The 21,620-nt window shown below is 66.4% G+C and carries 16 protein-coding genes and 1 pseudogene; 7 read left to right on the forward strand and 10 right to left on the reverse strand.

Annotated elements, in window-relative coordinates:
• Positions 1-14 precede the first annotated feature (14 nt).
• The 3 genes from KDG50_05695 (at position 15) to KDG50_05705 (ending at position 3,420) form a co-directional block, all read left to right on the forward strand.
• Complete coding sequence (locus KDG50_05695; protein MCB1864903.1) at positions 15-407, forward strand: response regulator; 393 nt, start codon at positions 15-17, stop codon at positions 405-407.
• Positions 376-2,571 carry a hypothetical protein gene (locus KDG50_05700; protein ID MCB1864904.1) on the forward strand — a complete coding sequence of 732 codons (2,196 nt, stop codon included), beginning with the start codon at positions 376-378 and terminating at the stop codon, positions 2,569-2,571. The genes KDG50_05695 and KDG50_05700 overlap by 32 nt, the downstream gene beginning before the upstream one ends.
• Positions 2,572-2,649: 78 nt before the next feature.
• Positions 2,650-3,420 carry a hypothetical protein gene (locus tag KDG50_05705; protein ID MCB1864905.1) on the forward strand — a complete coding sequence of 257 codons (771 nt, stop codon included), beginning with the start codon at positions 2,650-2,652 and terminating at the stop codon, positions 3,418-3,420.
• 229 nt (positions 3,421-3,649) lie between these two features.
• Here KDG50_05705 and KDG50_05710 read toward each other — a convergent pair whose 3' ends face one another.
• The 7 genes from KDG50_05710 to alaC form a co-directional block, all read right to left on the reverse strand.
• Positions 3,650-5,422, reverse strand: coding sequence for a cation acetate symporter (locus KDG50_05710; protein ID MCB1864906.1), 1,773 nt, complete (start codon positions 5,420-5,422; stop codon positions 3,650-3,652).
• A 24-nt stretch (positions 5,423-5,446) separates the two neighbouring features.
• The gene (locus KDG50_05715) at positions 5,447-5,707 is read right to left on the reverse strand and encodes a DUF4212 domain-containing protein (GenBank protein MCB1864907.1); all 261 of its coding nucleotides are present in this window, start codon (positions 5,705-5,707) and stop codon (positions 5,447-5,449) included.
• Between the two features lie 445 nt (positions 5,708-6,152).
• Positions 6,153-7,871, reverse strand: a complete 1,719-nt coding sequence (recJ, locus tag KDG50_05720) for a single-stranded-DNA-specific exonuclease RecJ (GenBank protein ID MCB1864908.1) — start codon at positions 7,869-7,871, stop codon at positions 6,153-6,155.
• Positions 7,871-8,863: a hypothetical protein gene (locus KDG50_05725; GenBank protein ID MCB1864909.1), complete on the reverse strand. Its 993-nt coding sequence runs from the start codon at positions 8,861-8,863 to the stop codon at positions 7,871-7,873. The genes recJ and KDG50_05725 overlap by 1 nt, the downstream gene beginning before the upstream one ends.
• A gap of 29 nt (positions 8,864-8,892) precedes the next feature.
• Complete coding sequence (locus KDG50_05730; protein MCB1864910.1) at positions 8,893-10,035, reverse strand: threonine synthase; 1,143 nt, start codon at positions 10,033-10,035, stop codon at positions 8,893-8,895.
• A gap of 29 nt (positions 10,036-10,064) precedes the next feature.
• On the reverse strand, positions 10,065-11,378 hold the full coding sequence (locus tag KDG50_05735; protein MCB1864911.1) for a homoserine dehydrogenase: 1,314 nt from the start codon (positions 11,376-11,378) through the stop codon (positions 10,065-10,067).
• 48 nt (positions 11,379-11,426) lie between these two features.
• Positions 11,427-12,632 (reverse strand): alanine transaminase, encoded by a 1,206-nt coding sequence (alaC, locus tag KDG50_05740; GenBank protein MCB1864912.1) that lies wholly within the window; start codon positions 12,630-12,632, stop codon positions 11,427-11,429.
• 360 nt (positions 12,633-12,992) lie between these two features.
• Here alaC and KDG50_05745 point away from each other — a divergent pair.
• Positions 12,993-14,261, forward strand: a pseudogene (locus KDG50_05745) (lysine 2,3-aminomutase).
• A 155-nt stretch (positions 14,262-14,416) separates the two neighbouring features.
• On the opposite strand, the gene KDG50_05750 reads toward KDG50_05745, so the two are convergent.
• Positions 14,417-15,004, reverse strand: coding sequence for a class GN sortase (locus tag KDG50_05750; protein ID MCB1864913.1), 588 nt, complete (start codon positions 15,002-15,004; stop codon positions 14,417-14,419).
• Positions 15,001-17,004 (reverse strand): marine proteobacterial sortase target protein, encoded by a 2,004-nt coding sequence (locus KDG50_05755; GenBank protein MCB1864914.1) that lies wholly within the window; start codon positions 17,002-17,004, stop codon positions 15,001-15,003. The genes KDG50_05750 and KDG50_05755 overlap by 4 nt, the downstream gene beginning before the upstream one ends.
• Before the next feature lie 129 nt (positions 17,005-17,133).
• On the opposite strand from KDG50_05755, the gene creB reads away from it, so the two are divergent.
• The 3 genes from creB (at position 17,134) to KDG50_05770 (ending at position 20,777) form a co-directional block, all read left to right on the forward strand.
• Positions 17,134-17,808, forward strand: coding sequence for a two-component system response regulator CreB (creB, locus tag KDG50_05760; GenBank protein ID MCB1864915.1), 675 nt, complete (start codon positions 17,134-17,136; stop codon positions 17,806-17,808).
• Positions 17,809-17,813: 5 nt separating this feature from the next.
• A complete protein-coding gene (gene creC, locus KDG50_05765) occupies positions 17,814-19,250 on the forward strand; it encodes a two-component system sensor histidine kinase CreC (protein ID MCB1864916.1) in 1,437 nt (478 codons plus the stop codon).
• A 348-nt stretch (positions 19,251-19,598) separates the two neighbouring features.
• Entirely contained in the window at positions 19,599-20,777 is a 1,179-nt protein-coding gene (locus KDG50_05770; GenBank protein ID MCB1864917.1) for a GGDEF domain-containing protein, read from the forward strand.
• Positions 20,778-20,888: 111 nt separating this feature from the next.
• Here KDG50_05770 and KDG50_05775 read toward each other — a convergent pair whose 3' ends face one another.
• Positions 20,889-21,548 (reverse strand): PPC domain-containing protein, encoded by a 660-nt coding sequence (locus KDG50_05775; GenBank protein MCB1864918.1) that lies wholly within the window; start codon positions 21,546-21,548, stop codon positions 20,889-20,891.
• Positions 21,549-21,620: the final 72 nt, after the last annotated feature.

Raw genomic sequence — 21,620 nt, forward strand, 5'->3', positions numbered from 1 at the left:
AGAACGAGACGCCCATGTCCACCAGGGTGCTGATCGCCGACGACGAACCGAACATCCTGCTGTCGCTGGAGTTCCTGCTGCAACAGGCCGGCTTCGACGTCGCGCTTGCGCGCGACGGCGCCGAGGCACTGGAAAAGGCACAGCAACTGCACCCGCAGCTCATCATGCTCGACGTCATGATGCCGCGCAAAAACGGCTACGAAGTCTGCCAGGCCCTGCGCGAGGATCCCGGTTTCGCCGACACGCGCATCCTGATGCTCACGGCCAAGGGTCGCGAAACCGAAGTCGCCAAGGGACTCGCCGTGGGTGCCGATGCCTATGTGACCAAACCGTTTGGAACCAAGGCCCTGCTCGCGCAGGTGCAGGAACTGCTCGGTGGCGCTGTCGATGCAGCGGGCGACGCCTAGTCCGCTCGGGCTGGTCGCACGTCAGGCGGTCTGGTTCGCGCTCGGCGCGCTGGGCGCCGGCATCGTTCTGGCAGGGCTGTGGTTTGCGATCCGCCAGACCATGACTCCGGAACAACTCGGCGCGATCCGTGAATGGCGCAGCGCGCATCGCGGCCCGGTGCTGCTCGGCGGCATCGCCCTGCTCGCCGCGGCCGGCGGGCTCTGCGTACGGTTCTATCGACGCTACCCGCTGACGCTCGCGCGCATGGCCGACGATCTGGCGCTCATGGTTCGGGCCAACCAGTATCAGCGGCTGGAGATCGACGGCGGCCGACCGATACGCGCGCTGGCCGCCAGCATCGACGACCTTTCCGCACAGTACCGCGCGCAGCAGACGGCGACCCAGCAGCGGGTCGCGGATGCGACCGCCTCGCTGGAGCAGGAGCGCAACCGCCTCGCGGCGCTGATGTCCGAACTCGACCAGGCGGTCATCGTCTGCAACCTCGAGGGTCGCATCCTGCTCTACAACCAGCGCGCCCGCGCGCTGTTTGCTACGGAAACCGACGCCGGCCTCGGCGGCCTGATCGGACTGGGCCGCTCGGTGTTCGGGCTGATCCCGCGCGAGACGACCATCCACGCGATGATTCGGCTGCGCGAATGCCTGGTCAATCGCGAGGCCGGCAGCGACGCACTCCCGCAGGCCATCACCATGACCGTTCCCCTCGACGACGGCCGGCTGTTCCGCACCCGCTGTGCGCCAGTCCTGCGCGGCGAACAGGCGGAACTGGCCGGGCTCGTGCTGCTGCTCGAGGACGTCAGCGCCAGCGTGCGCCAGAGCCAGCGGCGTCTGCATCTTCTGCACAGCCTCACCGAGACGAGCCGCTCGGGGCTCGGCAGCATCCGTGCAGCGGTCGAGAACCTCATCGAGTTTCCGGACATGTCCGGCGCACAGCGACAGCGTTTCACCGAGGTGATCGGCGAGGAGGCACGTGGACTCGGCGACCGCATCGACGGCATGCTGCGCGAGTACGCCGACTCCATCCGTACCCAGTGGCCGCTCGAAGAGATGCGCGCGGCCGACCTGCTGAACCTGCTCGCACAGACACTCAAACGCGAGGGTGTCGCGGATGTACGCGTGGACGAGGCCGACCCGGAACTCTGGCTCACCGCCGACAGCTATGCCCTGAGCCTTGCTCTGTTGAGCATGATCGAAACCTCGGACCCGCCTGCCAAGGCCGCCGCCCCGCCACGTCTGCGGGCTACCGCCGAGGGCGAGTTCGTGCATCTGGACCTGCTCTGGGCCGGCGAAAAGCCACGCGCGGAACAGCTCACTCAGTGGGAATCGGCCCCGATCGCGATCGAAGGTGCCAGTCAGTCGACCACGGTGCGCGATGTCGTCGAACGCCACGGCGGCGAACTGTGGGCCGTGGCCGATGAGCCGTCCGGCGAGGCCGGCGTACGTATATTGCTGCGTCCGACCAGCGCGCCGCGCAGCCTGCCGCCGGAAACGGAAAGCAGCATCGAAAGCCGGCCGGAATTCTATGACTTCGATCTGTTTGGCCACCTCGGCGAACATCGCGAACTGGAGAACCGTCCGCTCGAGTCACTGAGTTTCACGGTGTTCGATACGGAAACCACCGGGCTCGATACCGACCGCGACGAGATCATCTCGATCGGCGCGCTGCGCATCGTCAATGGTCGCGTGCTGCAAAGCGAAGTGTTTGAACACCTGGTCGATCCCGGCCGCAGCATTCCGCGCGAGTCGCTGTCCATACACGGCATCAGCGATGAAATGGTCGCTGGCCGGCCGCGCATCGGTGAGGTTCTGCCGGCCTTTCACCGGTTCTGCGAAGACACCGTCCTCGTCGCGCACAACGCCGCGTTCGACATGAGCATGCTCGCGCGCAGCGAATCACGCGCGCGCGTGCACTTCGATCATCCGGTACTGGACACCCTGCTGCTGTCCGCGGTCGTCTACCCGCAGCCCGGGCGGCACGATCTCGAAAGCATCGCCAAGCGCTTCGAGATTCCCATCGTCGGACGCCACACCGCGCTGGGTGACGCCATCGTCACGGCGCATGTATTCGTGCATCTGTTGCGGCTGCTGCGCGATCAGGGCATCACGACCCTTGGCGAGGCGCTGCGCGCGGCGCAGCAGACCTACCTCGCCCGGGTGCGCTATTGAGTTGACCGCATCCGCGCATCGAACCCCACCATGAAACCGTCGATCCGTGGATGGTTTGCGCTGATTCTGATGTCGGGCATGCTGAGCGCCGAAGCAGAAGACACGTCCGATCCATACGCCGGGCCAAAGCCCGTGATCGTGTGGATTCAGACCAGCCCCTGGGCGTCGGTCATCGGGGCGGACAGCCCACGCCTGGCCATCTACGAAGACGGCACGGTCATTCGCCAGGACGTGCGCAACGGCGACGAAAGCAATTTTCGCCAGTCCAGGCTGCCGCCGGAACGGCTCGGTCAGATCCTCGGGGCGATTCGTTCGCTCGGGGACTTTTCTGTTGTCCGACGGCACTACAACCTCGCGCCATCTATCTCCGACGCACCGAAAACACGTTTTTATCTGGATCTGGACGGGCAACCGCTGATCTCCACCGTGGAGGGACTCGTCGCCGGCCATGCGCCCCGACGGGCCGTGAGCCCGTTGTTCAGGGGCCCACATCCCGCCGAGCCACCCGAAGTTCTGCTCGCCCTGCATGAATACCTGCAGGGCCTGCGTTTTGATGACGAATCAGACTGGGTGCCCGACTACATTGAGGTCATCGTCTGGCCCTACGACCATGCACCGGACACGTCCATTCGATGGCCGCCAAACTGGCCCGGGCTGGATTCCCCGCAGACGATCAGACTGCGCGACGGGTACTCGATCTTTTTGAAGGGTGCGCAAATCGCCAATCTGGAAGCCTTTCTTGCGACCCGGAAGCCAAAGGGCGCCGTAGAAATCGCCCACAGAAAGTTCGCAGTGTCGTGGCGGCCTGTGTTCCCACGTCAACGGACCTGGGAAATATCGCGGCACTGATCACCGAACGACCGTGAGCCATGTGGAACCTTCAGGCTCTGCCCGCTCAGGCCCCGTCCGTCCAGCGCTGCCGGGCTCAAGCCATCATGACCCGCAATCGGGTTTGTGAATCCACGACAACCGAGCGAACCCCTCATGGAGTGCCGATATCGCACGTCTGAGGGGTGGTGTATCTGAGCAAAAAAAGCCCCGCCGAAGCGGGGCTTTAAAGTTGCGCCAGGAACTCTTCCTAGTGGGACATCGCGCCGGAGGCACCCTTCGGTACGCGGATGTCTTCCACCAGATGCTGGATGTGATCCGGCGGGGCAGCCGTGGCACGCGAGACCACGAAGGCGACCACGAAGTTGATCAGCGCGCCGACGGCGCCGAACGACTCCGGCGAAATGCCCAGGAACCAGTTGTCCGGGGTATTCGCGGCCATCTCCGTACCCTTCACGAAGAACCAGCCCTTGAACCAGAAGATGTAGACCAGGGTCGAGAGCAGGCCCGCGAGCATGCCGAGGATCGCTCCGGAGCGGTTCGCACGCTTGTCGAAGATGCCCATCATCAGTGCCGGGAATATCGACGAAGCGGCCAGACCGAATGCCAGTGCCACCACCTGTGCCGCGAACCCTGGCGGGTTGATGCCCAGATAGCCTGCGACCAGGATTGCGCCTGCCATCGCGATGCGTCCGGCCATGAGTTCCGCCTTCTCGGAGATGTCCTTGACGAACACGCCCTTCAGCAGGTCATGGGAGATGGACGAGGATATGGCGAGCAACAGCCCGGCGGCGGTCGACAGTGCGGCCGCAAGGCCACCGGCCGCGACGAGCGCGATGACCCAGTTCGGCAACTTGGCGATTTCGGGGTTGGCGAGCACCATGATGTCGCGGTCGACCTTGGTCATCTCGTTGCCCTTCCAGCCGAAGCCGGCGGCCTTGTCGTCGATGCCCTTATCGTAGTACTGGATGCGGCCATCGCCGTTCTTGTCTTCCCAGCCCAGCAGACCGGTCTTCGCCCAGTTGTTCATCCACGCCGGCAGCTTGGCGATCTCGACATTGCCCGCCGGCGAGCCGACCGGACCCGTCTGGATCGTGTTCATCAGGTTCAGGCGGGCCATCGCACCGACCGCCGGAGCCGTGGTGTAAAGGATCGCAATGAACACCAGCGCCCAGCCGGCCGAAGAACGTGCGTCCTTGACGCGCGGCACGGTGAAGAACCGGATGATGACGTGCGGCAGACCCGCGGTGCCGATCATCAGCGACAGGGTCAGCAGGATCATGTTCAGCGTGGAATCCTTCTGGACCGTGTAGGCACTGAACCCGAGTTCCGTCACGACCATGTCGAGCTTGTCCAGCAGCATGGTTCCGGAGCCGTCGTTCATGGTGCTGCCCAGACCGAGCTGCGGCAGCGGATTGCCGGTCAGGTTCAGCGAGATGAAGATTGCCGGGATCGTGTAGGCGAAGATCAGCACGATGTACTGGGCGATCTGCGTGTAGGTGATGCCCTTCATGCCGCCCAACACGGCGTAGATGAACACGATGCTCATGCCCACGTAGACGCCAATCTCGAAGTCCACCTCGAGGAAGCGCGAGAACGCCACGCCGACACCCTTCATCTGCCCGATTACGTAGGTGATCGAGGCGACGATCAGACACAGCACGGCGACGATGCGCGCGGTCTGCGAGTAGTAGCGGTCGCCGATGAACTCGGGCACCGTGAACTTGCCGAACTTGCGCAGGTAGGGGGCCAGCAGCATGGCCAGCAGCACGTAGCCACCGGTCCAGCCCATCAGATAGACGGAGGCGTCATACCCCTTGAACGCGATCAGGCCGGCCATGGAGATGAACGACGCGGCCGACATCCAGTCCGCCGCCGTCGCCATGCCGTTGGCGACCGGATGCACGCCCTTGCCGGCGACGTAGAACTCACCGGTCGAGGCGGCTCGCGCCCAGATTGCAATACCGATGTAGAGCGCGAAGGTCGCGCCTACAACGATATAAGTCATTGTTTGGAGATCCATAGTTCTTTACCTCGGTTCTGGTGATCAGTCTTCGTGGACGTCAAACTCGCGATCGAGCTTGTTCATACGCGAGGCGTAGAAAAAGATCAGGATCACGAAGGTATAGATCGATCCCTGCTGCGCAAACCAGAAGCCGAGCTTGTAGCCGCCCAGGCGAATGGTGTTGAGCTGGTCGACCAGAAGGATGCCGAACACATACGAGACCAGGGCCCACACAATGAGGATCCAGGTCAGCATCCTGAGGTTGCGCCGCCAGTATTCGGCGGCTGTCTTATCGAGGGTCATGTTGTCTCCTCCATCATGGCTTGTGATTGCTTTTTGCCGGCACTCGGTCCTCCGGGGACCCACACGTGCCGGAACCCCTTCCGGCCGGCCGCGCGTGCGATTGCGTGACGGCGACCACGGGTTGACACCTGTAGCCGCCGCGCCCCGGACTGGGCACACAATTCCCGCAAGTGTGGCAAATCGGGCTCACTTTGACCAGCCGTGCCACCAAGCGTGTTCAACCGCATCGCGAGCGCGAAACGGGCCTGCACCGGAGCGGAGAAATCCCGCTAAGCCGATGTTTTAAATGGAAAATATTGATCCAAGTTAAACCCGGATGGCGCGTCGCTGGCCCGGTTTCCGCTGATACACCAAAGGAAACCATTAAAAAATTTTCCACTCTTGACGCGGAACCTGGCGTGATTTTCTGCTAGATGGCGCGAAGATTCCGCTCCAGACGCGCCGCTCACGCAACCGGATCGAGGGCTTCAACCACGAGTTGTGGCGCCGTCACCCCGCGGAAGGTGTTGAGGTCGAGACGGTAGGCGAGATGGACCTGACGCGAGCCATCGGCCAGCTGCGCCTGATTGAAGGCGATCGCGTCGATGCGACCCCCACCGTCCGGATGCCGGAGATCGAGCTTCAGGTGCGCATCGCCGACGACCCGAGCGCCGAGCACCTCGAAGCGGTTATCGAACACCGGCTCCTCGAAGCCCGGCCCCCAGGGTCCGCCGTCGGCCAGCGCACGCGCCAGTGCGTGCCCAATCTCACCGGCCGCGAGCGGCCCGTCGCTGGCCAGTTCACCGCCGCTCAGGGCGTCCTCGCCTAGCCTTTCGACGGCGCCGACAAACGCATCGCGAAACTCGGCATAACGATCGGCGGCGATGGTCAGGCCGGCCGCGGCGGCGTGCCCGCCAAAGCGTTCGATCAGCCCGGGGTGGGCGGCATCCACCGCCGCCAGCACCTCGCGCACATGCACTCCCGCCACCGAGCGCGCGGAACCCTTCAGGGCGTCCGTGCCATCCGGCGCGAACGCCACGACCGGGCGATGGACGCGGTCCTTGATGCGTCCGGCGACGATGCCGACGACGCCGGCATGCCAGTCCGTTCCGGTCAGGCAGACGGCCGCCGGCAGCGCACCCTGCCGCTCTGCGACCAGCGCCTCGAGATCGCCGGCCGCCTGCTCGGCCATCTGCGCCTCCACAGCACGGCGCTCCAGATTCAGCTGCTCCAGGCGCAGGGCGAATTCCTGCGCCCGGCCGGCATCGCCGGCAAGCAGACATTCCACGCCGAGCGTCATGTCATCGAGCCGACCGGCGGCGTTCAGCCGCGGCGCCGCGGCGAAGGCGAGATCGCTCGTTCGCGCCCGGACATGCGACCGCCCACCCTGCTTGAGCAACGCAGCGAGGCCCGGTCGGGCACGCCCGGCGCGGATGCGCCCGAGGCCATTGGCGACCAGGATGCGGTTGGCATGGTCCAGGGGCACGACATCGGCAATCGTGCCCAGCGCCACGAGGTCGAGCAGTTCGGCGAGATTCGGCTCGGACACCGCCGCGCCGAACCAGCCGCTCGCCCGCAGCGCCGCACGCACGCCGAGCAGCAGATAGAACAGCACCCCGACCCCGGCCAGGCTGCGAGCCGGGAAGTCGGCGTCGCAAAGCTGCGGGTTCACGATCGCGCGCGCCGCCGGCAGTTCCGGTCCCGGCAGGTGATGATCCGTGATCACCACCTCGAGCCCGGCCGCATTGGCGGCGTCCACGCCTTCCAGCGCGGCGATCCCATTGTCGACCGTGATCAGCAGCTCGGCGCCCTGCCCGCGCGCGGCGTCCACGAGTGCCGGCGTCAGACCGTAGCCGAGCCGGAAGCGGTCCGGCACCAGATAGGACACCCCGGTCGCGCCGCAGGCGCGCAGACCGAGCACCGCGACCGCGCAGCCCGTTGCGCCGTCGGCGTCGAAATCCCCGCAGACGACGATCCGCCGCCCGGCGCGGACGGCGTCCGCGACGACTTCCGCGGCCTCGGCAAGCCCCGTGAAGCGTTCGGGATGCGGGAGCCTGGCGAGCGAATAGTCCAGTGCCCCGGCATCCGGGACGCGCCGCGCCGCGTACACGCGCCGCAACACCGGATGCAGGCCTCCCGGCAACGCGTCCGGATCATGGTGCAGCGGGCGACGGACCAGACGCATCAGTTCGTCCGCAGGTAGTCCGCGAACGGCCGCGGCCGGCGCCAGCGCGCCAGGCCACGCGCGGCACGGCACCGAAACACCCGGCCGTCGCCGGCCGACAGTTCGATGCCGTCGCGCGCGGCCCCGGCGTGTTCATCGAGCCAGTGCGGCAGTTCGGCATCGAGTTGGGCCAGCGCGTCCAGCCAGCGCTGCGCATCGAACGAAAGCAGGGCCTGTTCGACCCGCGAATCGAACCGCAGGACCTCGACCCGCGAGGGCTGCACCGCCGGCGCGGCCCGACCGGCCAGGCCACGCAGCAGCGGATCGTCACCGACCAGTCGGATTGCGGACGCCGGGGGCCCGGCCGGCAACGCCCCCTCGCCCCACAGCCACAGGCCGTTCAGGGCCGGCCGGCGCGCGGCCAGTCGGGCGGTGTTGACCGGGTCCGAATGAAACAGCATCTGCGCCTCGGTCATGAGCCGCGTGGCAGCGACGGCATCGGGTCCGCCCGGCAGCTGCGGGCCGATGTTGCGACCGGCGACGGAAACCAGCGGGTGCGTGGTGATCGCAATCGGCCGCGCACTGCCGATCAGCCAGGTGCCGGCGCGCGGACTGTCGTGAAGCGAAAGCCCGTCGTCGGCGAGATGGGTTGCCAGCCGCGTACGCAGGGCAGCGAGTTCGGCGGCGTTCCAGACCAGCGACTCGGGCGGAAACAGGACCAGGCGGTCGGTATCCGGACGCAGGTGCACAGGCGTGGCACAAAGCCAGTGGGGTCCGGCGTCCGCGGGCAATCCGCCATCGGACACCGAAACCGCGTACAGCGCGGCCGTCGGCCCGCGACAGCCGGCCGGCCAGTCGACTCCGGCGGCCGCGAGCAGCGCCGCGGCGGTGTCCGCCCCGCCGCCGTCACGCACGACCGCCCCGTGCAGCAGACGTTCGAGCGCGGGCAATCGTGGCACCTCGGCCCCGGTCTGCGGCAGCGTCAGTGCGCCACCTAGAACCAGCTTGAGCACGAGGTGGCTATTTCTTACAGATCAGTCGATTAGGAGAGATTCTTCAGAATCGTTTCGCGCACTGCATTCAGGTCCGCGGGGATGGTCAGGACCTGCGCGGTGCTCTGCTTGATCGCCGTGTCCGGGTCCTTCAGACCGTGGCCCGTCAGTGTGCAAACGACCGTGCTGCCGGCCGGAATCTTGCCCGCTGCGGCATCGCGCAGCGCCCCCGCGACCGAGGTCGCCGAGGCCGGTTCACAGAACACGCCCTCACGCTCGGCGAGCAGTTTCTGGGCGGCGAGGATTTCCTCGTCCGTGCACTCGTCGAACCAGCCGTCGGATTCCTCGCGCACGATCCAGGCCTGATCCCAGGACTGCGGGTGGCCGATGCGGATCGCGGTCGCGACGGTCTCCGGATGATCGACCATCGCGCCGCGCATGAACGGCGCCGCGCCCGCGGCCTGATAACCGACCATGCGCGGGCGCCGATCGGTCTCCGGCTTGCAGCGGAAATGACAGTCGCCGTTGCAGAACGCACAGGCGCGCGTCACGACCGCATGCTCGCCGCGCGCGAGTTCGCTGTAGCCGATCCAGTGCGCAGTGATGTTGCCGGCGTTGCCGACCGGCAGACAGTGGAAGTCCGGCACCCGGCCCAGCGCATCGACGATCTCGAACGCGGCGGTCTTCTGCCCTTGCAGACGGTATGGATTGATCGAGTTGACGATGGTCACGGGCGCGGTCTCGGCGACCTGCTTGACCAGTGCCATGCCGGCATCGAAGTTGCCGCGAATCTGGATCACGACCGCGCCGTGCATCATGGCCTGCGCGAGTTTGCCCTGGGCGATCTTGCCGTCCGGGATCAGCACGAAGGCCGTGATGCCCGCACGCGCCGCATAGGCCGCGGCCGCGGCCGAGGTGTTGCCGGTCGACGCGCAGATGATCGCGCGCGAGCCTTCTTCCACCGCCCGCGTCACGGCCATGGTCATGCCGCGATCCTTGAACGAGCCGGTCGGATTCAGGCCTTCGAACTTCACATGCAGCTCGATATCCAGACCCAGCGCCGCCGGGATGTTGTGCAACTGGATCAGCGGCGTGCCGCCCTCGCCCAGTTCGATTTCGCGTGTGCTGGCCGACACCGGCAGGCGTTCGTGCCAGCGCCGGATCAGGCCACCATGGGGTCGTTCGGCGGACATGCGTTGATCTCCTCGCAGGGTCGCCCGCTTCAGCGCGCGAGTTGTTCGACCCGCAACCGCGTCACCGGACCGGCGACACTGTGCAGGGCCTCGATTTCAGACAGCGCCGCGTTCATCTGCCCCTCGCGCACCGGATGCGTGAGAAGGATCAGCGGCACGTAGCGGGCATCTTCGTCGGCCTCCTTCTGGATCACGGCCTCGATTGAGATGCCCGCCTCGCCGAGGATGTGCGTGATCGCGGCCAGCACGCCGGGCTGGTCCTCGGCATTGATGCGCAGGTAGTAGCCAGTCTGTGCATCCGCGATGTCGAGCAGCGGGATGTTCTCGATCGCCGAGGGCTGGAACGCCAGGTGCGGCACGCGGTTGTCGGGGTCGGTCGTCAGCGCGCGCACGACATCGACCAGGTCCGCAACCACGGCCGAAGCGGTCGGCAGCGATCCGGCGCCGGCGCCGTAATAGAGGGTGGGTCCAACCGCATCCCCGGTGACCAGCACGGCGTTCATGACGCCGTCGACGTTCGCAATCAGTCGCCGCTCCGGGATCAGCGTCGGATGCACGCGCAGTTCGATGCCGTGCGGACGTCGGCGCGCGATGCCCAGATGCTTGATGCGATAGCCGAGTTCGCCGGCGTAGTGCACATCCGCCGGGGTGATCTTCGTGATCCCCTCGGTGTACACGCGTTCGAGCTGCAGCGGGATGCCGAAGGCGATCGAGGCCAGGATTGTGAGCTTGTGCGCCGCATCGATGCCCTCGACGTCGAAGGTCGGATCGGCCTCCGCGTAGCCGAGCTGCTGCGCCTCGGCCAGCACGTCGTCGAACGCACGGCCCTTGTCGCGCATCTCGGTCAGGATGAAATTGCCGGTGCCGTTGATGATGCCCGCGAGCCATTCAATGCGGTTCGCGGCCAGCCCCTCGCGAATGGACTTGATGATCGGGATGCCGCCGGCGACGGCCGCCTCGAACGCCACCGTAACGCCCTTGCGCTCGGCGGCGGCAAAGATCTCGTTGCCGTGCAGTGCGATCAGCGCCTTGTTCGCGGTGACGACATGCTTGTCGTTTTCAATCGCGCGCAGCACGAGCTCGCGCGCGGGCTCATAACCGCCAATCAGCTCGACGACGATCTCGACATCGGGATTGTCGACGACCGCGAATGCGTCGTCGGTGATCTGGATGGCATCCAGTCCTTCGAGCCGGCTCGGATCGTAGGCCTTGGCGGCCGCATGGGTGATGCGGATCTCGCGCCCCGCGCGCCGCGCGATTTCCGCGCCATTGCGATGCAGCACATTGACCGTGCCGCCGCCGACGGTGCCCAAGCCGAGCAGTCCGACATTGATCGGTTGCAAGACAACCCCCTGAAAAAAGCGTGTGTAATGAGTGCCGGAGCGGGCCGGTCAACCGCTGGCGACGTCCGCCCCGGCCGAGGCGTCGCGACGCAGCATGTCGCGAATGCCGCGCACGGCCTGGCGCGTGCGGTGCTCGTTTTCGATCAGCGCGAAGCGTACATGCCCGTCGCCATACTCCCCGAAACCGACGCCGGGCGACACCGCGACCTTGGCCTGCGCGAGCAGGTGCTTGGAAAACTCGATCGAACCCATCGCGCGATAGGGTTCCGGGATCGGCGCCCAGACGAACATCGTCGCCTTCGGCGGTTCGATCTCCCAGCCGGCGGCATTGAGGCCGCCGCACAGAACGTCGCGCCGGCTCTGGTACATGTCACGGATTTCCGCGACACAGTCCTGCGGGCCTTCCAGCGCGGCAATGGCCGCCACCTGGATCGGCGTAAACATGCCGTAGTCCAGATACGACTTGATCTTCGCGAGCGCGGCGACGAGTTCGGCGTTGCCGACCATGAAGCCGACGCGCCAGCCCGGCATGTTGTAGCTCTTCGACAGCGAGAAGAACTCCACTGCGACGTCGATCGCGCCCGGCACCTGCAGGATCGACGGCGCGACATAGCCGTCGAACACCAGATCCGCATAGGCGATGTCCTGCACGATCCAGATGCCGTACTCGCGGGCGATCGCCACAACCCGCTCGAAAAACGGCAGCTCCACGCAGCGCGCGGTCGGATTCGCCGGGAAGTTCAGCACCAGCAGCTTCGGGCGCGGCCAGGAATCGTGGATCGCGCGCTGGAGGTTCTCGATGAAGCCTTCCTCGGTCTCGAACGGCACGTGGCGGATGTCCGCCCCGGCGATGACGAAGCCGAACGGATGGATCGGATAGGCCGGGTTCGGCACCAGCACGGCATCGCCGGGTTCGACAGTGGCGAGCGCGAGGTGCGCGAGGCCCTCCTTCGAACCGATGGTCACGATGGCCTGCGTTTCCGGGTCCAAGTCCACGTCGAAACGGGTCTTGTACCACTTGCAGATCGCCCGGCGCAGGCGCGGAATCCCCCGCGACATGGAATAGCGGTGCGTATCCTCGCGCTGGGCCACTTCGACGAGTTTCTCGACGATGTGCCGCGGCGTCGGCTGGTCCGGATTGCCCATGCCGAAGTCGATCACGTCCTCGCCGCGCGCGCGGGCCGCGCGCTTGAGTTCCGTGACGATGCTGAACACGTACGGCGGCAGCCGTTTGATGCGCGGGAAATCCTGCATGGGGGCGGGCGGCGGGAGGGTGCGGGCGAAAGAGCAAACGTTATCCAAAGGCGCGCTCCGCTGTCAAAAATTCGACCGGTTTTGATGCAAATTTCCGTAACGCCCTGCCGTTCCTGTGGGTCCGGGGCCGGCCGGCACCCTCCGTTCGGCCAGCCTGGCTGCATTCGCGCTCCCGCAGGGCAGCTGTTATAAAGGGCTGCTCGATCTGATCGCGCGTCCCGCAAAATTCGTTGGCCCTCACCGTGGGCTGCATCTGGGGCCGTTCGGCCACCGCCACGGGGAGCCACCGTCATGTACAAGTCCAGCGGCGCACATCGCGCCACGCCCGAATCCGGTCATCGCCGGGCCGGCACCTCGACCTACAAGGTCTATACGCCCCGTAACTGGCGGGAGATTCCGCAGGTTGCGCGTCTGTCCGAGTCGACGCGAGCAGCGGTCGATGTCGTCTCGCAGGTGCTGCCATTCCGCGTGGACGGATATGTCGTAGATCAGCTGATCGACTGGGGCCGCGCCCCGGACGACCCGATCTTCCGTCTGACCTTTCCGCAGCGCGAGATGCTGGCGCCGAAGGAGTTCGACCGTATCGCGGGGCTGCTGCGTGGCCGCGCCGGCAAGGCGAAACTCGCCACCGCTGTTCACGAAATTCGCCAGCGGCTGAACCCCCATCCGGCCGGCCAGCTGGATCTGAACCGGCCGCTCGACCCGGGCGGCGAGGTCATCAACGGCCTGCAGCACAAGTACCGGGAGACGGTGCTGTTCTTCCCGAAGGCCGGGCAGGTCTGCCACAGCTATTGCACGTTCTGTTTCCGGTGGGCGCAGTTCGTCGGCGAGCGTGATCTCAAGATGGCGATCGACGACACCGACCGTTTGCTCGACTACCTGCGGGGCCACAAGGAAGTCAGCGATGTACTCGTGACCGGCGGTGATCCCATGGTCATGAACACCCGCCGCATTGAAGACTACCTGGACGGACTGGCCGCCCCGGCGTTCAACCATATCCGGTCGATTCGAATCGGGACCAAGGCTCTTTCGTTCTGGCCGCAGCGATTTGTCACGGACCCCGATGCCGATGAGCTGTTGATGTTGTTCGAGCGCCTCGCAGAGTCCGGGCGCCAGATCGCGCTGATGGCGCACATCAACCATCCACAGGAGATGCGCACGCACATGTTCGAGGCAGCCGTGCGCCGTCTGCGTTCGGCTGGCGTTCAGATTCGAACCCAGGCGCCGGTGCTGCGCCACATCAACGACCACGCCGACACCTGGGCGCGCATGTGGCGCGAACAGGTCGCGCTCGGATTGGTCCCCTACTACCAGTTTGTGGAGCGGGACACCGGGGCGCGGCGCTATTTTGAGGTCCCGCTCGCCCGTGCGTGGACGATCTACCGTGACGCCATCAGCCAGGTCTCGGGGCTTGCCAGGACCGCTCGCGGACCGTCCATGAGCGCCGGGCCCGGCAAGGTCGAAGTCCAGGGCGTGTCGGTGCTCAACGACGAACGTGTATTCGTGCTGCGCTTCATTCAGGCACGCAATCCAGCCTGGGTTCAGCGTCCGTTTTTCGCAAGGTTTGACGCGCAAGCGAGCTGGCTCGACCAGCTTCAACCCGCGTTTGGTGATCGCGAATTCTTCTACACACGCGAGTACCGGCGAATGATTGACACGCGCCGGGAATCCGCAGCGAAGGCGATTGGGCACCGCCAGGGCCGCCACGGCAGCGTGCGTCCAAACATTGTACCCAGCAGGCGTCCAATCCAGCGCTAGCGCACCGGGGCTCGCTCCGGCTCGACTCACATCAGCATTTCCGCTGGTTCGGGATCCGCGACGACCACGTAGCGCAGTGGCCCACCCGGTACCAGCGCGTCGAACGGATAGCAGGTCACCAGCAGCAGGCGCTCGCCCGGGGCATCGACGTCGATCGAGGTCGTGCGCGAGTCGACGATGCGCAGCTCGCGGACCCGGTAGTCCACCGCGCCGCGCGCTGATTCCAGGCTGAGCGGCATCCCGGGCGCGAGCTCACGCAGGAACCGGAAATGGGTGTCCCGATGGCCGCTGAGCACCACCGTGCGCCCATCGCCGGGCAGACCGCTGCGCGGCGCATGTCCCGGGGCGAACGCCAGCGAATTGCCGGCATCGCCCGAGAGCACGATCAGGTCGACACCGGCCCGCGCGACCCGCAGACGCGCCACCGGCCAGTGATCGGCCCAGGGCCAGGCCTTGTGCGCTGCGCCGTCGCTGCGGGTGTCCACCCAGGCCTGTTCGAGCAGGTGCTGCGCGAGCCAGGCCTTGGCCTGTATCCATGCGCCCTGCGCGAACGTGACGACGCCGCCCAGAACCAGCACGGTCATACCCGCGACCATCCAGCCTCGGCGGCTCATGCGCGCACCCGGCGCAGCGAGGCGAACCCGCCAAGTCCGGCGAGCGACAGGGCAAATCCGATCAGCATCAACAGCGCGGACGGCGTGGCCCCCTGCGCGAAGCCGATCGGCGCGGTCGCCCGCACGGCCTGACCGTTGAGCGGCGCATCCTGCGACCGCACCGGCGTGACATCCACGGCGACGAGGCTGGTGTAGGCGCTGACCAGGTGATGCTCCAGCGCCAGCGCGATGACCTCGGCGCGCACGCGCTCGTGGTCCTCGCCGCGTGATGCCGCGCGCATCCAGCCGTCGATCTTTTCGCGCGCCCAGAGCACGTCCAGCCCCGAGCCTTCGGCGGCGTTGCGCAGATCCAGATCGGCCGCCCACGGCCGCACGCCGATGCGCCCGTCCAGCCGCACGCGATCGACCGGCGCATCCAGGCGCATGATCACGGCGATCGGTTCCCCAGCGTAGAGGTCGGGAATCGGGTCGGGCGCCAGATCGGCGGCGACCGGCAGTGTCAGCGCAATGTCCGTGAGCGCCGGCCGTTCGAGCCGCGCGAACAGCTCGTCCATGCGCGAATGCAGCTCGTCCAGATTCGCGATGTAGGTGTGACTGCCGCGCCCAAACCGAGCGGCCTCGGTCATGAAATAGGCGTTCGGCGCCGAACCGATGCCAATCGTGAACAGCCGGCGATCGCCCAGGTGCTCGTGGATCAACTCGAACAGCGCGGCCTCGTTGTCGACCGCCCCATCGGTGATAAACACCAGCTGGCGCACCCGTGCGCGGTCCGGTTTTTCGGGCATGGCGAAGACGAGTTCCAGCGCCTGGCGCATGTCCGTGCCGCCGTCGGCCTCGAAGCCCGCGACATAGTCCTGCGCACGCGACTTGTTGCCGGCATCCGCGGCGACCGGCGCCGGGAACAGAGCGGCGGAATCGGAGGAAAAACGCACGACGTCAAAGGTGTCCGCAGGCCCGAGCCGCGCCAGCGCGCTGTCCAGCGCGGCCTTCGCGGCGCGCATGGATTCGCCGCCCATCGAGCCGGAGGTGTCGACGACGAACACGACCTCGCGCGGCTGCACTGGGCCGCTGTCGAACCGTTCGTCCGGCGGCACGACCAGCAGCAGCCCGTAGTCGGCATCCGGCCCGGGCGCGACGAAATAGGTCGCGCGCGGCGCCTGCGCCGGCACCGGCCACCAGTCGAGCTGGAAGTCGCGATCGGAGGCGACCACGCCGTCCGCCAGATGGACCTCGACGGCGGCGGCGCTGATCTGCCGCACCTCGATCGGGTGCGAATCGCTGTGGACCTGCGCGAGGTCGAACCCCGCATCCAGAAAAACCGCGAGCTCGACCGGGTTCGAGAGCCAGCCGGACTGCGCATCCGTCTCGTCGGCAATCTGCACGCCACCCGGCAGCAGCGGCGCGGGCAGCGAAGCCTCGGGGTCGGCGGGCGGCGGCGAGTAGCGCGGCGTCACGGCCAGCGGGAACCGCAGGGAATACCGGCCATCCCGCCAGGCCAGCAGCTGCTGGAACTCGATCTCGACCTCGATCTCGCCGCGCGGCGGGATGTTCGCGACCCGTGTCGTGAACAGGTTCGGCCGCAGGCTCTCGACCAGCGAGGCACGCTGGCCGGCATCGCGCGCGGCCTGATAGATGCGCTGGGCCTCGGCCTTCTCCTGAATCTGGCCCTCGACGATGCGATCGCCGATGATCATGCGCAGGCGGTCGACCGCGGCGTTCTCGGGCAGCGGAAACGCGTACAGGCCCTCGACCCAGACATCCGCCGGGTTGGTGAACCGCTGGCGCAGCCGGGTACGCGCGACCGGGCCGGTGACGTGTATCTCCACGTTCGAGTCCTGCTGCAAAGCCGGCAGGTACTCGCCGGCATTGTCCGTTGCGAGCAGTAGTTCCCCGCTCTTCACAGCGTTCGGCGTCAGCGCGTTCGCCCGGCCGATGAAAAGCCCCGACACGACGGCGACCAGCGCCGCCACCTGCATCCAGCGCGACCCGTACCTGTTCATTTCCTGACCTCCACGAACCATGGGTGATGGACGCAGAGCTTCGGCTTCACAAATGAACGCAGTACGAACGGCTTGTGAAGCCGGAGCGCGGGGCGGGATCATGGCGGCTCACGAGGCCCTGCTGAGTTCATGAGCCAAAGACCGCTGATCCTGCTGATCGAAGACGAGCCGGCGATCGCCGACACGCTCGTCTATGCGCTGGAGACCGAGGGCTTTGCGACGCACTGGGCCGCGACCGGCCAGGCCGGACTCGATGCCTGGCGCGAGCTCGACCCGGCGCTGATCGTGCTCGATGTCGGTCTGCCGGACATGAACGGATTCGACCTGTGCCGCAGCGTGCGCGCGCAGGCCGACGTGCCGATCGTGTTCCTGAGCGCGCGCGGTCAGGAGATCGACCGCGTGGTCGGCCTGGAGATCGGCGGTGACGACTACGTCGTCAAGCCGTTCAGTCCACGCGAACTGGTTGCGCGCGTGCGCGCGCGGCTGCGGCGCCCGCAGGCGGCCGGCAGCGGCGATGCACCGCGCTTCGAGATCGACGAGGCCGCGCAGCGCATCCGTTGCGACGGGCGCGAGCTGGATCTGTCGCGCTACGAATACCGCCTGTTTGCGATCCTGCTGCGCAGCCCGCGCCGGGTGTACTCGCGCGAACAGCTCATGCAGCTCGCCTGGGACGAACCGGAAAGCGTGTTCGACCGCACCGTGGACGCGCATGTGAAGACCCTGCGCGCGAAGATTCGCGCCGTCGCGCCGAAGGCCGACCCGATCCGCACCAGGCGCGGGCTGGGTTACGTCTACGAGCCATAGCCGGCATGAAGATCCGCACCCGCATCTTCGTCGTCTTCGTGCTGGTCACGGCCGCCGGTGTGTTCGGTCTGGTGCACTGGATGCAGAACGAACTGCGGCCGAATTACCTCCAGGCGCAGGAAGATCCGCTGGTGGATCTGGCCAACCTGCTCGCGGTCATGATCGTCGAACAGGGCCTGCTCGACCCGAAGGGACAGGCCGCTCCGGACACCGCCCTGCTCACGCGCGCGTTCGACCGGCTCGCGGTGCGCCGGCTCGCCGCGCGCATCTATGCCCTGGAAAAGACCGAAGTCGACATCCGCGTCTACGTGACCGATGCGGGCGGCCGCGTGCTGTTCGATTCCACGGGTCGCGACACCGGCGCGGACTATTCGCAGTGGCGCGACGTGCGCCTGACCCTGCGCGGCGAATACGGTGCACGTACGACCGACGGCGACCCGCTGTTCCCGGACGGCTCGACCATGTACGTCGCCGCGCCGATCACCAGCGGCGATGTGATCGTCGGCGCAGTCAGCGTGGGCAAGCCGACCCGCAGCGCGGAAAGGTTTCTGGATCAGTCCGTCGATGAACTCGCGCTCGCCGGGCTGTTCGCGGCGGCGACGGCGATCCTGGTCGCAGCGATCATCTATCTATGGGTCAGCCGCCCGCTCGCCCGGCTGCACACCTATGCCGCCGCAACCGGCGCCGGTCAGCGCACTGCCCTGCCCGCGCTGGGCAACAACGAGATCGGCCAGGTCGGCGCCGCCATCGAGTCCATGCGCAAGGCACTCGACGGCAAGGCCTATGTCGAGCATTACGTGCAGGCCCTGACCCACGAGCTGAAAAGCCCGCTGGCCGCGATTCAGGGTGCCGCCGAACTGCTCGACGAGGACATGTCCGAGGCCGACCGGCGCCGCTTTCTGGCGAACATCCGCGATCAGGTCCGCAGGCTCGGTGACATCGTCGACCGGCTTCTGGACCTCGCGGCGATCGAAAGCCGGGGCGCGCTGGAACGGGTCGAGCCGGTCGATCTGAACGCGCTGGTGGCCGGGGTCGTCGAAGACCTGCGCCCGGTTGCGCTGGCGGGCGAAGTCGCAATCGAACTGCACGACAACCCGGGCCTGAGCACGCGCGGCGATGCGTTTCTGCTGCGTCAGGCCGTCACGAACCTGCTGAAGAACGCGATCGAGTTTTCACCGGCCGAATCGAGCGTGCAGGTCGATCTCCAATCCGCACCGGGCGGCTCGCGGCTGCGCATCACCGACCGCGGCCCGGGCATTCCGGCCTATGCGCGCGAGAAGGTCTTCGAACGCTTCTTCTCCCTGCCCCGCCCGGGCGGACGCAAGGGCACGGGCCTGGGCCTGACCTTCGTGCGCGAGATCGTTGCGCTGCACGCAGGCAGCGTCACGCTCGAAACGGCACCGACCGGCGGCAGCGTCGCGACCTTGGTCTTGCCCGGCTAGTGTCCTGTCCCACAATTATCTATCGTTTCTGCGTGGCTGAGCAGGGCTGAATCAAGACGGCCGAGCTATGGACAGGATCGCCAACGCTGAGTCAGCCCTGCTCAGCCGCGCCCGCAGGGAGGGCCCCTACGGTTCGAGGGCTGTGTTGCGCCGCTTGCCAATGGAATGACCATTGCCTTCACGACGCGCCTTGCCCTCGAACCGTAGGAACCCTCAGAAATGACAGATCATTGCGGGACAGGACACTAGGTCCGGCCGAGTCGCCTGAAACATGCTTCAATGGCTCGCAGCGATGTCCTTTTTCTCGACGCCACGAACCAACCGCCTGCGACATCCGGACCCGATCGCGTGACCCATTCGCCACTGTCCAGCCGCGTGCGCATCGCGCAGACGGAGCTTCTGTACTTCAGCTCTCCGCTGCGCCCCGTGCTGCATGCCATCCCCGGCGGGATCCTGTTCTGGCTGACCTTCGAAACCGTCGGCGTGACCGCTTCGGGCCTGTGGTTCGCCGCCCTGATGCTGATCAACATCGGGCGTTATGTACACATCCAGGTGGTGCGCCGCACGCCGCGCGAGGCGCTCGACTGGAATCGGCTGTCACGTCTGTTTGTAGTGGGGTCCGCCCTGGTCGGAATCGCCTACGGCGCGGGCCTCGTGTGGTTCATGCCGCAGCTCTCCGAGTTTCTGCAGCTCGCCGTGGTGTCCGTGGCCGTGACGGTCATTCCGGGCGCGATGGTTTCGTACTCCTCGAGCTGGAGCGCGTTTCTCGTCTATCTGGCGCCGAAACTCGGCCTGCCAATGGTTCTGTGTCTGCTGCTGGGCGACGCGTTTCACCTGTACCTGTTCTTCTACGGGCTCGTTTACCTGCTGGTGCTGCTGACGTTGTTCAACTGGTACTACAAGACGCTTGTGGAAACGATTCGCGTGCGGCTCGAAAACGCCGATCTGCTCGCCACTCTGACCGAATCCAACGAGAAGCTCACGGCGCTTTCCACGCGCGATGGACTCACCGGACTCGCGAACCGCAGGCATCTCGATGAACTGCTTGAACATGAGCTGGTCGCCGCCACCCGCCACGGCCTGCCGCTCGCAGTGCTGATGCTGGATATCGACTTCTTCAAAGAATACAACGACGAGTACGGCCACATCCGCGGTGATGAATGCCTGCAGGCGCTGTCCGCGATGCTGGTGTCCACCTTCAAACGCCGCACGGACATCGTCGCACGCTACGGCGGCGAGGAGTTCTGCCTGGTCGTGCCGAATACGGATGCCGAAGCTGCGCAGGACGTTGCCCGCGAAGTGCAGGCCCGCATGGCGGAACTCGACATCGAGCATCACGGCTCGCGGGTCAGCGATCAGCTGACGCTCAGCATCGGCATCGCGGCCTGGGTCCCGACGCCGGGTGACACTGCCGGCGATTTTCTGCACGCAGCCGACAGCGAGCTGTATGCCGCGAAGCGCGGCGGACGCAATCAGGTTCGCGTGCACCGGCGTGACGATGGCGCGACGGCCGGCCCGGCGGACTGACCGTCAGGCACCGCGCCCGGCAAGTAAACGGCTGTCCGTAGGCGCCGCGCATGAAAAAGGCCGCGGCCCTCGCGGGCGGCGGCCTTGGTGCGGGCCGTAACGGATCGGCGATCAGTCGCGGCGCCGTGCGCGCACAAAGCCGGCCACACCGAGCGCACCGGCGAGCAGCGCAAGCCCCGAAAGCCCCAACGCCGGCACGGCTCGCTCTTCATACACGATGTTTGCCGTGACATGGGATACGTGCAGCGTATATGAGGCGCCGTCCGGCACGGGGTTTCCAGTGATGGCAAAACTGTTACCAAACTCACAGTTGAACTGGCACACACCGACCGTATAGACCCCCGGGCCCAGCAGGTTGATATCGAGGTACGACGCAAACCCGTTGCTCCCGGGATCACCGGCGTTGTCATCGTTATTCGACAGCAGGGTTCCTCCTGCATCCCAGATGCCGATTTCGCTGTCGAAGCTATTGGCGTCGATGTCCACGATCACGCGTCCACCCGCAGCCGAGGTGAACCGGTAGAAATCGTTGGTGCTGTCGCCCGTGGCCGATACCGACACGTGCGGGACCGTCGTCGAGTCCGTGATGTTCGCGTCGGCATCCAGCGTGAAATTGCCGTCGACGTTCTGGGCCGTAGCAGCGGTGTCATTCGGCTCGAACTCGGGTATTCCGGCTGCCTGAACACCAGCCACAGCCCCCATCAGCGCTGCGGCTAGCACCCCGTATTTCAACGTAGAGCCTTTCACTGTGTTTCCCCCCGGATCGAGCAAAAACCGCCTGGCGGTGGCGGCACCCGCGAGAATCCTACCCTGAGTTTGCGCTCAGGGATTGTTCCAGATCAT

The organism is Chromatiales bacterium, assembly GCA_020445605.1.
Taxonomy (GTDB): Bacteria; Pseudomonadota; Gammaproteobacteria; order JAGRGH01; family JAGRGH01; genus JAGRGH01.

What these genes read in the sequence shown, in the direction of transcription:
- KDG50_05710 (MCB1864906.1), bottom strand. Translation starts at nt 5,422, where the DNA reads ATGGATCTCCAAACAATGACTTATATCGTTGTAGGCGCGACCTTCGCG.
- KDG50_05705 (MCB1864905.1), top strand. Translation starts at nt 2,650, where the DNA reads ATGCTGAGCGCCGAAGCAGAAGACACGTCCGATCCATACGCCGGGCCA.
- KDG50_05755 (MCB1864914.1), bottom strand. Translation starts at nt 17,004, where the DNA reads ATGAACAGGTACGGGTCGCGCTGGATGCAGGTGGCGGCGCTGGTCGCC.
- creB (MCB1864915.1), top strand. Translation starts at nt 17,134, where the DNA reads ATGAGCCAAAGACCGCTGATCCTGCTGATCGAAGACGAGCCGGCGATC.
- recJ (MCB1864908.1), bottom strand. Translation starts at nt 7,871, where the DNA reads ATGCGTCTGGTCCGTCGCCCGCTGCACCATGATCCGGACGCGTTGCCG.
- KDG50_05730 (MCB1864910.1), bottom strand. Translation starts at nt 10,035, where the DNA reads ATGTCCGCCGAACGACCCCATGGTGGCCTGATCCGGCGCTGGCACGAA.
- creC (MCB1864916.1), top strand. Translation starts at nt 17,814, where the DNA reads ATGAAGATCCGCACCCGCATCTTCGTCGTCTTCGTGCTGGTCACGGCC.
- KDG50_05715 (MCB1864907.1), bottom strand. Translation starts at nt 5,707, where the DNA reads ATGACCCTCGATAAGACAGCCGCCGAATACTGGCGGCGCAACCTCAGG.
- alaC (MCB1864912.1), bottom strand. Translation starts at nt 12,632, where the DNA reads ATGCAGGATTTCCCGCGCATCAAACGGCTGCCGCCGTACGTGTTCAGC.
- KDG50_05695 (MCB1864903.1), top strand. Translation starts at nt 15, where the DNA reads ATGTCCACCAGGGTGCTGATCGCCGACGACGAACCGAACATCCTGCTG.
- KDG50_05750 (MCB1864913.1), bottom strand. Translation starts at nt 15,004, where the DNA reads ATGAGCCGCCGAGGCTGGATGGTCGCGGGTATGACCGTGCTGGTTCTG.